Origin of the sequence: Hafnia paralvei ATCC 29927, assembly GCF_001655005.1 — a bacterium.
GTDB classification, from domain to species: domain Bacteria; phylum Pseudomonadota; class Gammaproteobacteria; order Enterobacterales; family Enterobacteriaceae; genus Hafnia; species Hafnia paralvei.
Genome location: NZ_LXET01000041.1, coordinates 1 through 15,949, shown reverse-complemented (window position 1 = coordinate 15,949; position 15,949 = coordinate 1). Strand labels below are relative to the sequence as shown.

Annotated in this window: 17 protein-coding genes; 6 read left to right on the top strand and 11 right to left on the bottom strand. The window is 47.9% G+C overall.

From position 1 onward, the window contains the following. The first annotated feature begins 268 nt into the window (after positions 1-268). The gene (locus M988_RS10465; protein ID WP_008813401.1) at positions 269-1,120 is read left to right on the top strand and encodes an ion transporter; all 852 of its coding nucleotides are present in this window, start codon (positions 269-271) and stop codon (positions 1,118-1,120) included. A 69-nt stretch (positions 1,121-1,189) separates the two neighbouring features. Here the strand turns inward: M988_RS10465 and M988_RS10460 are convergent, their stop codons facing one another. Together M988_RS10460 and cls are read right to left on the bottom strand one after the other, a co-directional pair. Continuing rightward, positions 1,190-1,513, bottom strand: coding sequence for an HI1450 family dsDNA-mimic protein (locus M988_RS10460; protein WP_035502449.1), 324 nt, complete (start codon positions 1,511-1,513; stop codon positions 1,190-1,192). A gap of 45 nt (positions 1,514-1,558) precedes the next feature. Continuing rightward, a complete protein-coding gene (gene cls / locus M988_RS10455) occupies positions 1,559-3,019 on the bottom strand; it encodes a cardiolipin synthase (protein WP_008813402.1) in 1,461 nt (486 codons plus the stop codon). Between the two features lie 250 nt (positions 3,020-3,269). Between cls and M988_RS22400 the strand changes: the two genes are divergently transcribed. Next, entirely contained in the window at positions 3,270-3,446 is a 177-nt protein-coding gene (locus tag M988_RS22400; RefSeq protein WP_071603101.1) for a YciY family protein, read from the top strand. A gap of 47 nt (positions 3,447-3,493) precedes the next feature. Here M988_RS22400 and M988_RS10450 read toward each other — a convergent pair whose 3' ends face one another. Continuing rightward, the gene (locus M988_RS10450; RefSeq protein WP_004090001.1) at positions 3,494-3,985 is read right to left on the bottom strand and encodes a Dps family protein; all 492 of its coding nucleotides are present in this window, start codon (positions 3,983-3,985) and stop codon (positions 3,494-3,496) included. 808 nt (positions 3,986-4,793) lie between these two features. Beyond that, positions 4,794-5,090: a YciI family protein gene (locus M988_RS10445; protein ID WP_004090000.1), complete on the bottom strand. Its 297-nt coding sequence runs from the start codon at positions 5,088-5,090 to the stop codon at positions 4,794-4,796. Positions 5,091-5,488: 398 nt separating this feature from the next. Between M988_RS10445 and M988_RS10440 the strand changes: the two genes are divergently transcribed. Next, positions 5,489-6,160, top strand: a complete 672-nt coding sequence (locus tag M988_RS10440) for a TonB family protein (RefSeq protein ID WP_064574072.1) — start codon at positions 5,489-5,491, stop codon at positions 6,158-6,160. A gap of 80 nt (positions 6,161-6,240) precedes the next feature. On the opposite strand, the gene yciA is transcribed toward M988_RS10440, so the two are convergent. Continuing rightward, positions 6,241-6,669 carry an acyl-CoA thioester hydrolase YciA gene (gene yciA / locus M988_RS10435; protein ID WP_004089994.1) on the bottom strand — a complete coding sequence of 143 codons (429 nt, stop codon included), beginning with the start codon at positions 6,667-6,669 and terminating at the stop codon, positions 6,241-6,243. A 118-nt stretch (positions 6,670-6,787) separates the two neighbouring features. After that, positions 6,788-7,333: a septation protein A gene (locus M988_RS10430; RefSeq protein ID WP_008813404.1), complete on the bottom strand. Its 546-nt coding sequence runs from the start codon at positions 7,331-7,333 to the stop codon at positions 6,788-6,790. Positions 7,334-7,561: 228 nt separating this feature from the next. Between M988_RS10430 and M988_RS10425 the strand changes: the two genes are divergently transcribed. Then, positions 7,562-9,334 (top strand): SulP family inorganic anion transporter, encoded by a 1,773-nt coding sequence (locus M988_RS10425; RefSeq protein ID WP_008813405.1) that lies wholly within the window; start codon positions 7,562-7,564, stop codon positions 9,332-9,334. 113 nt (positions 9,335-9,447) lie between these two features. On the opposite strand, the gene M988_RS10420 is transcribed toward M988_RS10425, so the two are convergent. The 3 genes from M988_RS10420 to hxpB all read right to left on the bottom strand — a co-directional run bounded on the left by M988_RS10420 (position 9,448) and on the right by hxpB (position 12,437). Next, positions 9,448-10,839 (bottom strand): L-cystine transporter, encoded by a 1,392-nt coding sequence (locus M988_RS10420; protein ID WP_008813406.1) that lies wholly within the window; start codon positions 10,837-10,839, stop codon positions 9,448-9,450. A gap of 243 nt (positions 10,840-11,082) precedes the next feature. Then, positions 11,083-11,625, bottom strand: a complete 543-nt coding sequence (locus tag M988_RS10415; protein WP_020303765.1) for a metal-dependent hydrolase — start codon at positions 11,623-11,625, stop codon at positions 11,083-11,085. Between the two features lie 149 nt (positions 11,626-11,774). Then, positions 11,775-12,437 carry a hexitol phosphatase HxpB gene (gene hxpB, locus M988_RS10410; RefSeq protein ID WP_040012372.1) on the bottom strand — a complete coding sequence of 221 codons (663 nt, stop codon included), beginning with the start codon at positions 12,435-12,437 and terminating at the stop codon, positions 11,775-11,777. 226 nt (positions 12,438-12,663) lie between these two features. On the opposite strand from hxpB, the gene M988_RS10405 reads away from it, so the two are divergent. Continuing rightward, entirely contained in the window at positions 12,664-13,209 is a 546-nt protein-coding gene (locus M988_RS10405) for a YniB family protein (protein WP_004089983.1), read from the top strand. A gap of 351 nt (positions 13,210-13,560) precedes the next feature. Here the strand turns inward: M988_RS10405 and M988_RS10400 are convergent, their stop codons facing one another. Both M988_RS10400 and ghoS read right to left on the bottom strand, forming a co-directional pair. After that, a complete protein-coding gene (locus tag M988_RS10400; protein WP_008813409.1) occupies positions 13,561-14,433 on the bottom strand; it encodes a fructosamine kinase family protein in 873 nt (290 codons plus the stop codon). Between the two features lie 283 nt (positions 14,434-14,716). Then, positions 14,717-15,037, bottom strand: a complete 321-nt coding sequence (gene ghoS / locus M988_RS10395; RefSeq protein WP_008813410.1) for a type V toxin-antitoxin system endoribonuclease antitoxin GhoS — start codon at positions 15,035-15,037, stop codon at positions 14,717-14,719. Between the two features lie 169 nt (positions 15,038-15,206). On the opposite strand from ghoS, the gene M988_RS10390 reads away from it, so the two are divergent. After that, entirely contained in the window at positions 15,207-15,857 is a 651-nt protein-coding gene (locus M988_RS10390) for a transglycosylase SLT domain-containing protein (protein WP_020303763.1), read from the top strand. Positions 15,858-15,949: the final 92 nt, after the last annotated feature.

Below are 15,949 nucleotides of genomic sequence, written 5' to 3'. Positions count from 1 at the left end.
CATGTGTCAGGTTCGCGTAGTGTAAGGTTTCAGACTCCCGCCGCTATCATTTTTTATAGCGGCTTTCTTTTGTGCCTTTATCCAGGCGAAACACGCTATATCTGAAACTATGCGAATAACACTGCCAACACACCAGCAACCTTAATATGATGAGGCAGGAGTTTACCGTTGGTCACACTTATCTAAATTATCTAAAGCGGTGATGTGATGATGGGATGATAAAATGGGGGAATATAACAGCGGGCTAGCATAATTTTCTGAGGGCAGCATGACGGACATGAAAATGGGGACTTGGCGTCAGAAGATATATGGCCACTTGTTTGATATTCGGACCCGCGTTGGCAGAAAGATGGAGTATTTCTGGATTGCTATGGCTGTCGCCAGCGTTTTTCTGGTGTTTATCGAATCTGGCGATCCTCAACCTTTGCGCGTGTTGGTGGCACGGGAGGATCTTTATCTCAAGCTTGAAATATTGTTTACCGCGGTTTTCACCGTTGAATATTTCTTGCGTTTGCTTACGACGCCAAAAGAGAAAAACTATGCGTTTACTTTTCTCGGTGTTATTGATTTATTGACCATTCTGCCACTCTATATTTTGCTGATCTATCCCGAGATGGCAGGGCAGTACGTCACGGTTTTGCGTTTGCTACGAGTACTCAGAGTATTACGAATTTTTAAACTACTGCGTTACATGGGAGCGGCGTCTCTATTGTGGGATAGCATCATTGGCGTGCGTAAAAAACTATTGGTGTTTTTTACTTTCGTGATGATCTTACTGTGCTTGTTCGGTGGTGTGATGTACGTGATTGAAGGTCCTGAGCATGGCTTTACCAGCTTACCTATTTCAGTCTATTGGGCGGTGGTGACGATGACCACCGTTGGATATGGTGATATCACCCCGCATACCCCAGCAGGGCGAATTTTAGCCTCAATGCTTATTCTGATTGGCTACTCGATTATCGCTATTCCAACAGGTGTTTTAACGGCGCATATGACCGAGGTATTGCAGCGTCGGCGTCACTTGCGTCGTTGCGAGCATTGCCATAAATCGGGTCACGATGATGAAGCCCGATTCTGTAAATTTTGTGGTCAACAGTTAAGTCACTATAGTGATGAATAAACAATAACGCACAGCCTAGGCTGTGCGTTATTGATATAATAAATGATTACGCTAACGTTTAAGGAAAACTTACTCTTTCCACAAGATGTGACAGAGCTTATGGTCTTTCTCGCGGCAAATCAGCACACGGGCAAACACGTCAGTAATATCTTCGGATTCACCATCGGTTAAGCCGATCACGACTTCCACAAAGAAATCAGGATTCAAGTCGAAATCTACGTGATCTTTCCAGTCTTCGGCAGGATCGAATAATTCAGCAGCTCCGCGCTCTTCAAACTGCAGATTAAATAGAATGACATCAGCAGGGTCGAGGTTATCGACAGCCAGCTCAAGGAAAATATCATAGGCCTGATCTAAGGCTTCATCTTCGGTTAGGCGGTTATCTAAATCCATCATAGGAGTGTCCTATCTATCTTGTAAGCATTTTAGCCACGCTATTTACAGCAATGGGCTGAAAAAGTAAAACAGTCGTTCGACTACGCGCTGCCATAATGGGCGTTTTAGCCATTCTGCTTCATCAAGCAGGGTAGAACGAGCGATATAGTCATCTTGTACGCAGGCTAAATCGGCGCCGAAGCCGTCGTCATCGATCACCAACGTAATTTCGAAATTTAGCCAGAGGCTACGCATATCGAGGTTAACTGTACCCACGAGACTAAGCTGTCCATCAACCAGAACACTCTTGGTGTGCAGAAGCCCCCCCTCAAACTGATAGATTTTAACTCCGGCCTCAAGCAGTTCCGCAAAGAACGAGCGGCTTGCCCAACCGACCATCATCGAGTCGTTTTTCTTCGGTACGATGATAGAGACATCGACGCCACGCTGCGCCGCGGTGCAAATAGCATGTAGCAAATCATCGCTTGGCACAAAGTAAGGCGTTGTCATAATGAGCTGCTCACGCGCGGAATAAACCGACGTTAACAACGCCTGATGGATCAACTCGTCAGGAAAACCGGGGCCGGAGGCGATAACCTGAATGGTGTGCCCAGACTCTTCTTCAAACGGCAGTGAATGATATTCAGGCTCGGGAGGAAGAATTCGCTTACCGGTTTCAATTTCCCAGTCACAGGAGAAAATTATCCCCATCGTTGTCGCAACGGGGCCTTCCATACGCGCCATGACGTCAATCCATTGACCCACGCCAGCATCCTGTTTAAAGAAACGTGGATCGACTAAATTCATGCTGCCGGTATAGGCAATAAAGTTATCAATCAACACCACTTTACGGTGCTGGCGTAAATCCATACGGCGCAAGAACACACGCATGAGATTCACCTTCAGCGCCTCAACGACTTCAACGCCGGCATTGCGCATCATTGCTGGATAAGGGCTGCGGAAGAAGGTGACGCTGCCCGCGGAGTCCAGCAGTAGGCGACAGTGCACACCCCGTCTCGCTGCCGCCATTAGCGACTCTGCGACCTGATCGGCTAAACCGCCCGGCTGCCAGATATAGAACACCATCTCGATATTGCTACGTGCTAGTTCAATATCGCGGATCAGCGCCTTTAGGGTGTCATCACTGGTGGTCAAGAGTTGTAGCTGATTGCCTTTGACACCGGCAATCCCTTGGCGACGCTCACACAGCTGGAATAACGGCGTGGCGACTTCACTGTTTCCTGTAGCAAAAATGGATTTACAGTTCTTCAGATCGGCAAGCCAATGTGCCGTCGAGGGCCACATTGCCTTGGCTCGCTCTGCGCGCCTTTTGCCTAAGTGAAGTTCACCAAATGACAGATAGGCAATAATTCCTACCAGAGGCAGAATATAGATGATGAGCAACCAGGCCATGGCAGAAGGTACCGCGCGACGCTTCATCAGAATGCGAAGCGTCACGCTGGCAATGAGTAACCAATAGCCGAAAATTGCAAGCCAGCTAATCACGGTATAAAACGTTGTCATAAAGGCGAGTTGTCCTTTCGCAAAAAAGCGTTATCTCAACTGAGTTTACGCACAGTTGTTGAAAGGTAAAACCTTTTCGCTGAGAAAACTAAATGATTTAACTGTCGTATGAGTTTACAGACTGTAACATTAAGTCAATTATGAGATCGCACTCTGCGTGGATTTCTCTGGGGTAAAGCTAAATCGATTGTGTGACAAATGTCACGATGGGTTTATAATGTGCGCGCATTTACCCAGAGAGACGTTTGTCATGCGACGTAGTAGAAATGAAGTAGGGCGCTGGCGTATGTTGCGTCAGGTGCACCGCCGACGCAGTTGCTGGTTAGAAGGCCAATCCCGCAGAAATCGACACATCTATAGTGTTCGCCGCTTACACAAAATTCAGCATCATCGTTCGTTGCTGTATTCTGTTGCTTACGAGTGGTAGAAAAAATTCAGCCCCGCATGGCGGGGCTGGAGCAGATTCTCAGACGTTTATTTGCCCAGATAGGCGTTCAGCATCCAAACCTGTTTCTCTTGTTCCTTGATGTAATCGCTCATCAAAGAAGAAGTACCTTCATCGCCCGCTTCGCTTGCTAGCTCCAGAATTTCACGCTGCTGAGTCAGCAAAATGGAGTAGCCAGACAGCAGACCTTTCAACGTTCCCTTATCGTCAGTAACGTTAGTATCTTCTTTAATATCCGCCGTTTTCAGGTATTCGCTGAAGGCATGACGAGGCTGGTAGCCAAGAGTCAGAATACGCTCTGCCAATTCATCAACTTTCAGCAGCAGATCGTTATAGGTTTCTTCAAATTTAACGTGTAATTCAAAGAACTGTGGACCCGTGATATTCCAGTGATAGCCACGTACGTTCATGTACAACACTTGGTAGTTACCGAGCAGGCTATTGAGTGATTCTGCGAGTTTTGCAGATTGTTTGGTATCGAGACCAATGTGAGATTTGGTTGCTTTTTTCGTTGTCGCCATAATCGTAAGTTCCTCATTATTCGGTAAAAGTAATATATCCGTAATAAATCGATATCGATTTTTTGACTCTGAGATCGGTGGACGTTGCTATGGTTGATACCCAGTCATCCAACCTAAAAAAACAGGCTTATGTAAACAATAAGTTAGCACGTGTTTCCTTGACTTCTATCCTGCCAGACTTGATGTAGGAGATCTAGGATCACACGGGTATTTTTGCCAATAGGTGCAATAGGTGCAATAGGTGCAACAGGTATAGAAAAAGGGATAAACCTGATTTTTCGTCAAGGGAATCTGCAGTCAGCGCCAGCTCGTCCTGATAATGCCGCTTGGGAGGATAAAGACCTAATAATATTCTGACTTGTAGGCGGCTTATTCTGCCACTCAGAATATTTATGTACGGGGAAGTGATTGGTGTGAGTGTATCTATTTGAAATTAATGAATATACTTGAGTTGCTTATAAACGAACGCCGTGATGGATTCTTTCTTATAGTGACAATAAGCTGCAAAAAAAAACCTGAACCTAACTATTAGTGCTGTTTTTTTCAACGAAACGACGGTGTTTTGCTGGTTTAATCATCGTTTTCAAGATGTCTATATAGGTAACCCATAAGTACTAATTATCAGGATGTTGCGGGTCTTGAGGTTTAAGGGTAGACTGCGCAGCATCACTGAATGGTGACAGAAAAGCGCGTTTAGCATTATCAATGATATCTCCATGTAGCCCCGCTAAATGCGCTTCTCTGAATTAGAAAAGGCCTGCTTATGCAGGCCTTTTTTATATCTGAAATTTGGTGTTAGCTCAGTCTATTAGAACACTTTTTTGTACGGGACAACCGTAACTGCCTGATAGACGCCAGCAGCAACATACGGATCGGCGTCCGCCCACGCTTTCGCCTGCTCCAGAGACTCAAATTCGGCAATGATGGCTGAGCCTAAAAAGCCCGCTGCGCCGGGGTCATTGGAGTCAATCGCCGGAAGAGGGCCTGCCGTCAGCAAACGGCCTTCATCGCGCAACACCTGTAGCCGAGCTAAATGGTCAGGTCGAGCGGTCATTCGTTTATCCAGTGCGTCGGGAACATCCTGAGAGAAAATAAGATATAACATGGTGCTAACCCTGATTGGTGGAATGAATTAATGTGATGGAGACAACACCACGTTACGGCATCTGTACTCGGCGTGCAATAAGCCTGTTACCTTGCTGTTAAGGAGTTGAAGAAGGTGGTGTTTTATCCGTCAGTTGAGCGTTTTCTTTTGTTCTGAACGCCTTTGTTCATTGCACATGATTGCTATTTGCATTTAAACTTGACCCCTCGTTAAACGAAGAACATTTGGGTTAAATCAATCCGTCAAATCAGGTTGCTAACACTTTGTCGCTGAAAACATCACCACTGAAGAAGTTTTTTCTGACGCGCCGTCTTTCATGGCCTACGACGTTGTCTGTCTGCTTACATACAACGTTAATCGCAGGCTTACTGTACGCCTCTGCTCAAGAGGTGTTGCATATGCCTGCCGAAGAGCCAGAACCGATTAACGTGGTGATGATTAATCCTGCCATGTTTGCGGCTCCTGCGCCTGTTGCAACGCCACAGCCTGATGCAAAACCTGAAGCTGCACCCCCTCCACCGCCAAAAGAAGAGAGCAAGCCGGAGCCTAAACCGGAGCCCAAGCCTGAACCAAAACCAGAGCCGAAACCGGTGCCTAAACCCAAGCCTAAGCCGGTGAAAAAAGAAGTGGTTAAACCACAGCCTAAGAAAGTTGTTGAAGAAAAGCCGCGTGAAGAAATACCAAGATCGACGGTAACGTCACCGGAGACATCGTCATCCAGCACGTCGACGCATGCGAGCACCTCTACCACGAAGTCGAGTAACAATACGATAAATGCTCCGGCGGTTGCTGCAGCACCGACAGGGCCACAGGCTGTAAGTATTGTGAAACCGGGGTATCCAGCTCGTGCTTTCGCACTGAAGCAAGAGGGTAAGGTGGTTGTGCGCTATGACGTTGATAGTGATGGACGAGTGACGAATATCGAGATCCTTTCGGCTGAGCCTCGTAGTCTATTTGAACGTGATGTTAAGCTGGCGATGAAGAAATGGCGCTTTGTACCGGGTCGAGAAGGTAAGGGGTTAACCAAAACCATTATTTTCCGCCTTAGCGGTGATACTGAAATTCGATAGCGTCTTGTTTCTGTTCGGTAAGAAAAAGCCAGTCACATTGCGGACTGGCTTTTTTGTTATTGGATTTCGGTGCTTAAGCGTTAGTCTTCAAAGCCAACGCGAAAGTTTTCTTTTCCTGCTGGCAGCGTGCGTGACTTGTTGTCATCATCAACGGCAACATAGGTAAATACGGCTTCGGTGACGCAATAGCGTTGACCAATAGGGTCTGAGGAGACCTTTTTTACCCACACTTCGATATTTACCGTAATGGAACTACGGCCAGTTCGAATGCAGCGAGCATAGCAGCATACGACGTCGCCAACGGCGACGGGTTTTAGAAACGTGATGCCGTTAACGGCAACGGTAACCACTCGGCCTTCTGCAACTTCTTTTGCCAGAATTGCGCCACCAATGTCCATCTGCGACATGATCCAGCCACCAAAAATATCACCATTGGCGTTAGTGTCGGCTGGCATTGCCAAAGTACGAAGGACAAGCTCTCCCTCAGGGAAACGATGTTTTTCGCTCATAAATGTCAGTCTTAATTCTTTTCAATTACACCCATGATATCTCAAGCTGTCAGCAAATTGCCGCAACTGAATCAATCTAGGGCATATCACTTCCCGTGTATCAGTCTTCGGGAAAACCTTATTTGCTCGTTTTTTGTTCTTCAGCCATATGACGGTAGATATACACACCGCTTAATAACGTGAAGACTAACGTCAGTGCCGTTAAACCAAACACTTTGAAATCAACCCAGACGCTTTGCGGCATCCAGAACGCAACGTAGATATTGGCAAGACCGCAGGCCATAAAGAACAGCGCCCAAGCCGTATTCAAGCGCGACCATACAACGTCGGGCAGAGAAATCTCTTTACCCAACATGCGTTGGATCAATGGCTTCTTCAGAACAATTTGGCTAACCAGCAGCGCAATAGAGAACAGCGCATAAATGACGGTGACTTTCCATTTGATAAACAGATCGTTATGGAAGACTAACGTCAGTGTGCCGAAAATAGCCACCATCACGAAGGTGATGAGCGTCATTTTTTCGACTTTACGATATTTAAGCCATGTCACAATTAATGCGACAGCCGTAGCGGCAATCAATGCGCCTGAGGCAACGTAAATGTCATAAAGTTTGTAACAGACAAAAAATACTACCAGTGGCAGAAAATCTAAAAGCTGCTTCATATACCTGTCCATAAATCAGTTAACCGAGCGACTATACCCGATTCAGTGCGGCGAGGCATTAAAACCCTAACGCGTACCTGTTCTCATTATCGCGCATAATGCGGCTGAGTGGGATGAACACGGCCTATTTTTGCAAATACTTACAAGATGGCATAACGCTTGCTATCACCTTGATAAGTTGGTGACTTACACGCATGATGTAGCAAGAGTGTAAAGAAGGTAAGCGACATGAAATGGAAATTTATTAACGGCTGGATGCCGGGTTTAGCCCTCTTGATGGGGTATCAGCGGGAGTGGCTGACAAGTGATATTCGAGCAGGACTCTCGGTAGCCGCGGTGGCGTTACCCGTGGCGATTGCATATGCCGATCTTGCCGGCGTTGGCGCGATCGTCGGGCTATATTCCTGTGTATTTCCTATGATTGCCTATGCACTCTTTGGATCATCTCGTCAGGTTATCGTAGGCCCAGATACCGCAACCTGTGCGGTTATCGCTGCGGTGGTTACGCCGTTGGCTGCAGGTAATGCCGAACTGCAGTGGCAACTCTGTATCATGATGACGCTAATGACCGGTGGCTGGTGCCTGATTGCTAGTCGTTTCCGCTTAGGTGCATTAGCCGATCTGCTATCGCGACCGATTCTTACCGGCCTATTAAATGGCTTAACGATCACCATTATTGTCGATCAGTTGGGCAAAATATTTGGCTTTCAAACCAAAGCGCGTGAGTTGATTGAGCGTCTTATCTCGCTCCCTCATGATTTACTTTCAAGCCATTGGCCAACCATGTTGCTGTCTTTACTCACGCTGCTGGTGCTTATCGGCGTGAAACGACTGCGGCCAAAGTGGCCTGCACCGCTGATTGCGATGTGCCTCGCGATGCTTTTAGTCTGGTTATTTGACCTGCCATTGTACGGCATCAGAACGATAGGTGGGTTCAGCGATGGTTTACCGATTGTGCAGTGGCCGAGTTTCCAGCCGGGATTACTGCGCGACTTGGTGATCCCTGCATTGAACCTAGCATTGATAAGCTTTGTCAGCCTGATGCTAACTGCGCGTAGTTTCGCCGCTAAAAATGGTTATGAAGTTAACGCAGATGCGGAGTTTCGCGCGTTAGGTATTGCGAATATCGTTTCAGGTCTGTCACAAGGATTTGCGATCAGCGGTACCAGTTCTCGCACGGCGGTGAACGATGCTAACGGCGGTAAGAGCCAGTTAGTGTCTATTGTGGCTGCCGTGGTGATTGGCGTCGTGGTGTTGTTTTTCACGTCGCCGCTGAAATACATTCCGGTTTCTGCGCTCGGTGTCGTGCTGGTTTATGCTTCGTGGTCGTTGTTGGATTTCCGTACTATTGTTCAATTGCGTCGTCGTAACCCTGCGGCATTTCGCCTTGCGCTATTTACTTTCGCCAGTGTGATGCTGGTGGGGGTCATGCCAGGCATTGGGCTGGCTGTTTTGCTTGGGCTGTTGCAGTTTTTGCGCACCGTTTTTCGGCCAACCGAGCAGTTGCTAGGGGTAAACGAAGAAGGGATGATCCATTCGCTGGGGAATGGGGCGCAGGTGAAAGCCGTAGATGGGGTATTGATGTACCGATTCAACTCGCCGCTGACCTATTTCAACGTCAGCTATTTTAAGCGCCGTGTATTGAATTTGGTTGATGGTATGCCATTCCAGCCACGCTGGGTGGTTATTGATGCGGTTGCTAGCTTTACCTATCCCGATATCAGCGTGATTTCTACCGTGGATGAGTTAAAACGCGATCTTAAACAACGCAACGTTAAGTTGGTGCTGGCGGGGCGTAGAACCGACCTTAAACGCTGGTTTAGTGCTAACCGAGCGAAAGGTGAAGAGAAAGGGCTGCTGTTTGTCTCGGATCTCTATCTGGCGCTTAAGCTCATTCAGAGTAGTGAATGTGTTAACTGCGAACCTTCCCCCGCCGGTGAAAAGAGAATACTCGCGCTGGAAGATAAAACGGCGATGGGACAGATGTCGGAAAAACAGTAGGCGGGAGTTACTTCCGTCAGGTCTTTCAAATAAAAACGCCCGATGAATATCATCGGGCGTTGTGCTAAATAAAATCTATGGTTTCGCTTTTGCCTCATGGCAAAGGCGGGTCATCATTGGTGGGCTAGCTCAGCCTCTTCTTCAGAGTCAAAAACATTTTTGTCGGTCTGACGCAGAATTTGACTGGTAATAGTACCTGCCGTCATTGAACCATTGACGTTCAACGCGGTACGCCCCATATCAATTAGCGGTTCAACGGAAATCAGCAGGGCAACTAACGTGACCGGCAGCCCCATGGCTGGCAATACGATCAGCGCGGCAAACGTTGCGCCGCCGCCCACACCCGCGACGCCGGCGGAGCTTACGGTTACGATACCGACCAGTGTAGCAATCCACAGAGGATCCAGCGGGTTAATTCCCACGGTTGGTGCAACCATCACTGCAAGCATCGCTGGATATAAACCCGCACAGCCGTTCTGACCAATTGTCGCACCAAATGAAGCAGAGAAGCTGGCGATGGATTCAGGCACGCCGATACGGCGAGTCTGCGCTTCAACGTTTAGCGGTATGCTTGCTGCGCTAGAACGGCTGGTAAAAGCAAATGTCAGAACCGGCCATACTTTGCGGAAGAATTTTAGCGGGTTAATACCGGTGAAAGAGAGCAGCAGGCCATGAACCACAAACATAATTGCCAGTCCCAAATAGGATGCAACGACGAAACTACCCAGCTTGATAATGTCGTGCATATTAGAACCCGCAACGACTTTAGTCATCAACGCCAGTACGCCGTAAGGTGTCAGTTTCATGATCTGACGGACGAGTTTCATGACCAGCGACTGCAGGGTATCGATAGCAGTAAGAACGCGCTTACCTTTGACCTCATCATCTTTCAACAGTTGAAGCGCTGCAGTCCCTAAAATTGCCGCGAAAATAACCACGCTGATGATAGAGGTCGGGCTTGCACCCGTGAGATCGGCAAAGGGATTCTTAGGAATGAATGAGAGCACCAACTGCGGAACGCTCAGATCAGAAACCTTGCTCGCATAGTTCGTGTTAATCGCGGCTAATCGTGCCGTTTCCTGCGTGCCCTGTACGAGACCTTCAGCGGTCAGGCCAAATAGATTGGTGACCAGCACCCCAACCAGCGCGGCAATCATGGTGGTGAATAACAGGGTGCCAATAGAAAGAAAACTGATCTTACCCAGCGAAGACGCGTTGTGCAGCTTTGCTACGGCGCTCAGAATAGAGACGAACACCAGCGGCATCACAATCATCTGTAACAGTTGCACATAGCCGTTACCCACGATATTGAACCAGCTAATGGAATCTTTCAGCAGCGGGTTATCTGAACCGTAAACCAGCTGTAGGCCTAAGCCGAACAGAACCCCCATCACTAAGCCGACGAGTACTTTTTTAGCCAAGCTCCATTTAGTACGACGCGTCTGTGCCAGTAGCAGCAATAGTGCTACAAACACCAACACGTTAATCACGAGCGGTAGGTTCATCCCCATTCTCCATCCAATGTTTTTATATTATGACTGTTTTTATACGTTTCCTGCGGCCCTATAGGACGATCAAGCCTTTTTGGACTTAACACTGACCTACGCTGAAACGTTTAATGTATATATGCTAACAGCACCATTGACCTCGCGCTTATATCCAAAATGAATTTATTATAATTTTTGCATCGAGTTTGTATGTTAAGCCCGCAAAACGCGGAGTTTATGAGCGATGGGATGTGATGTGGGTCATAATTTTTGGCTCACGTATCTGAGTAAATCGTAAAACGGCACGAGATCACCTCCCCAATAGACGGCATATCCCACTAGCGACATGCACAGAATACGTTCCAACTGATTCCCTTTCTGAGAATTGAGAATGGGCAAACGAAAACGCCAACGGATAGGCCACAATAGGGGAACACCAGCCGGTGTGAGCATATCGGCTAGCAGATGGCTGAGATAGCCAATAACCATCGCGTGCATGGCGTCTACGGGGATACCCATATAGCTAGGCATTTCACAATGCAGGAGAAATATTCCGCCGATAACGGCTAACAGACTATGAGTAAATCCCCGATGGCCAAACATGCGGGCAATTGGGGATGATAGCCATTTGAGGCGCTGTCCCAGCACCGATTTGGGATGATCAATATCGGGCCATAAGCAGGTGAGCAGTGCGCCGGGAATGATGTGCCACCAGTCACCATGGGCGAGCGCAGGCGTCAGTTCCGCTTTTTTAGCGAAAATGGCACATGCGACAGAAAAAATGAGATGGCCTTCCGCCGTCATGATAAAACTCGCCGATGCTACTGGTAATTTATCCAGCATATCGGAGTTTTCGCAGGAATCAAGAGGTGACAGCGTAACAGATGGCTGTTTGCTGTATAAATATACATAAAACGGAGCCTAGGCTAGACTCCGTCTATCTTGCAGCAAGATTATGGCTGAATATCTGACGCGCTAAGCTCGTTGAGGTTGTTAAGTTTTACGTCAGCGAGTGCCCAGCGTGGGTCGTTAATATTCTCAGGTGCAGGTACCACGATGGAACGCATGCGGGCTGCTTTGGTTGCAATCATACCGTTGAAAGAGTCCTCCAGCGTGACGCAGTTTAGCGGATCGACGCCCAGCGCGTGGGCTGCATTGAGGTAGACTTCTGGATGGGGTTTACTATAAGGCAAGGCTTCGGCAGACACCACCGCGTCAAAGTACTGGCTGATGTTAAACATTTCCAACACATCGTTAAGCATGTAAAGAGGAGACGCAGAGGCCAAACCGATCTTCATTCCTTGTTGGCGGCATAACTTGAGCGCGTGCTCAACGCCAGGCAGCAGTGGTTTGGTGTCGCGAACCAATTCAATCACACGACGAATGATTCGCTCGGTCACTTCTTCCTGACTCGCGCCTTGCCACGGTGTGCGTTGATACCAAAGCTTAACCACCAGATCGATGCGTAGACCCAGGGTTTCTGGAATGTCTGCTGCATTCACGTCGATACCTAATGAGGAAAAGACATCGTGCTCTCCTTGAGTCCACAGCGGCTCAGAATCTATCAGTAACCCATCCATATCGAAAATTACGGCTTCAATGCGACTCACTGGCATTTCCTCATCTATTGAGATTAACGGCCCCAAGCTGACGCTTGCAGGCATTCACTTTATTTACTCTAACATTCGCGATGGTTTTGGTTAAGCCAGTTATACTCAACAAGCTTAAAGTTAATCCGAACCCGACCAATCAATTCAACAAGTTGAGATTGCGGGAAGATAAACAGCCACGTAGACTGCCGTTATTCAAGGCGATAACAACGCGAATTAGTAAGGGGATGGTATGACCTACCAACAAGCCGGTTGGGTTGCAGTGATAAAACGGATTTTAGGCTGGGTGGTGTTTATTCCAGCGCTGCTTTCGACCATCGTGTCGGTGCTCAACTTTCTGTATCAGCACAGTCAGAAGCAAGAAGGTTTGAACGCCGTTATGCTGGATTTTGTGCATGTCATGATTGATATGGTCAAATTCAACACGCACTTTCTGGATGTATTCTGGTTCAACTCTCCTGAGCCAGCGCTCGGACAAGGTTTTACCGGTGCCAACATTATGTTCTGGGTTATCTACTGGCTGATATTTGTCGGTGTGGCATTACAGGCCTCTGGCGCACGCATGTCGCGACAGGTTCGTCATATTCGCGAAGGTATCGAAGACCAACTGATCCTCGAACAGATGAAAGGGGCAGAGGGACACAGCCGCGAGGCGCTAGAGAAGCGAATCGTACTGCCGCGCCATACGATTTTCCTCCAGTTTTTCCCTCTGTACATTCTGCCAATTATCGTTGCGGTGATCGGGTATTTTATTTTGAAATTGCTGGGGATGCTGTAGGTGATTTAAAACAGGGCCTACATTTCGTGTAAGCCCTGTCTAATTATCTCGCTGGCTGCGCCCTAAGAAAAAGAACAGCAGAGCTTAATGCCGGTCACTTAAGCGTGATTTTAGGGGAAGTACACCGATGGGGTCGTAGCCGCTTTAGCTGCCGACAACTTTGCCGGGAGCAAAGTTGAACAACGCTTTAGCGTTGCCCCTTAGGGTGGAACACATGGATGTGTTCCATAACCGCCCCGCGGTGTGCTAGCCCCGTGTATCTCGATCTCTTAAACGATCAGCATTACAGCAGAGCTCGCCTCTATAATTCATTTCCATTCCCCGTTTGCACTCATGTTTACGCTATATCGTTTAGGCCACATCTTTCTCCATCAATTTATCCACTGCCTGAATCGCGGTTTCTAGATGCGGCCCCGCAAACAGGTTGCACATATTGAGCTGATGATAGAGTTGGTAAATTGGCTGGCGATCGATAAACGATGTCGGCAGAGGCCAGACGCTTTGGTAGCCATCGTAAATCTGTGCGGGTAATAAAGGGTATAGCGGCAGCATGGCCAAATCGCACTCGCGATCCCCCCAGTAACAGGCAGGGTCAAAAATTACCGGTCCTTGAGCGCTCAGCCCCATATTCGCAGGCCAAAGATCGCCGTGCAGCAGCGACGGTTGTGGCTGGTGGCCTTGCAAACGTTGTTCTACAGTGCTGACAATGCTGTCGATATCACCGAAGTGAATGCCTTTTTCCGCCGCAAGCTGGAGCTGCCAGCCAATACGTTGCTCGGCAAAGAACTGCGCCCAACGGCGCTGCCACATATTAGGTTGCGGAGAGGTTGAAAGGTGGTTGTCAAAATCCAAGCCAAACTGTGGTTGCTCGCTCCACTGATGCAGACGCGCCAGTTGTTGCCCCAGAAGATAGGCATTGTGTGCATCTAGTGGGCGAACCGGCAAATATTCCAGCAGCAAGAAACTCGCTTCACGCGTAGAGCCGACACCGTAAACCTGCGGCGTTCTTACCGTATGGCTACGAGCCAGACATTCAAGCTGATCGGCTTCAGCTTTGAAATCTTGCAGAAAATCAGGGGTGTCACACTTGATGAAAACCTTGCGATCGCCATCGCTAACGCACCATGCTTGGTGAACCTCGCCACCGGCAAGCTCTTGTTTCTCGCGAATGGTAAAGGTTTGGTCAAAATGCCCACTGAGTAAACGACTCACCGCTTGCCACATAGTGTACCCCCTATAATACCGCTGATATTTGAAGCTGCTTGGCGTTAGCTTTGCCTGCTACAACAACTATTTTAGGTATAGATCGTGAAAGGAACTGGCGTTCTATTATCCCGACTCATTGTTGCACGATAGAATGCGACTCAATAATTCAGGACAGACATATAGGTGAACATAATTGTGTGATGCTATTTTGACCGTAACCGTTGTTGCGACGAACGTAAAGTATAAAAGATGATCACAGGTTATTTTCTGTTAATTGCTTGATCGAAAATAAAGTAGGGCGCTAGTTGCGCCCTTTAGAAGGATTTCTAGCGGCCCAGAGTTGGGTAAAATATTCATCACGCAAAACGGCCTCCACTTCAGGCTCTTGCCCTAATGCGACCTTGCCCAAGGCCTGCGCAAGACGCTCAACGTCACTTTTATCTTGTAGGCTGGTGATGGCGTAACTATTTGGCCCCAGTTCATGCGGGATACCATCAGAATCCGCAACGGTAGTGGCAAACCCCTCAAGCATGAGTTGGTTGTTTAATTTTGCGTTTTCCGCCAGATCGGCCTGCGGATAACTGAAGGTCACTACATAGCAAGCAATAGCAGATTGACTCATGGAGTACCTCAATTGATGCACTTAACTAAATAATAATAGTCTATAAATAAACTAAAAATGTGTATAAAAAGGTGAAATGAGCAACAAAGCGTAAAAATCAACTAGCCAAAGACCTTTTTTTTCTGGCAACATCCACCTCGGACCAACATACGCAGAGGATCTCGCAACGGTGAAGATACGAATCAGTTGCATGTTGGCGGTATTGCTTTTGGCTGGGTGTGCGAAAGAGCAAACACCGCCTCAAACAGTGAAGTTAAACGTCAACAATAATGCTCGCGGTAGTTTTTTAGATGCACGAACGCCACCTGAAGGAGAGTTTGGAACTTACATCCGAACGGCCTCAAACAGTTATGGCATTGATGAAACCTTAATAAAGGCCATTATTCAGGTGGAATCAGGAGGGAATCCTCACGCGGTCAGCACATCCAATGCGATTGGGCTGATGCAGTTAAAGGCCTCTACGGCCGGTAAGGATGCTTACCGCAAGAAGGGGCGAGGCGGGCAACCAACGTCGCGTGAGTTAAAAGATCCTGCTGTCAATATTGATTTAGGCACCGCTTATTTGAATATTTTGCAGAATCAGCAGTTAGCCGGTATCACCAACCCTAAAACCATGCGGTATGCGATGATAGTGTCATATGCCAACGGCGCAGGAGCCATGTTGAGAACGTTTTCGCCAAACCGCAAAGTGGCGATCGACAAAATCAATAGCATGACACCGGAACAATTTTACCAGCATATACAGAAACGACATCCGGCAGCGCAGGCTCCGCGTTATCTGTGGAAAGTAAACACCGCCTATCTGGCGATGGTGCAGTAAGTTGTAAATCAGGCCATGTCCTGACTGTGGTTAGCCTTTATAAGGCTGTAGGTTAACCACAGTCATCTCTCCTCTTCTTAATTGAAACCCTA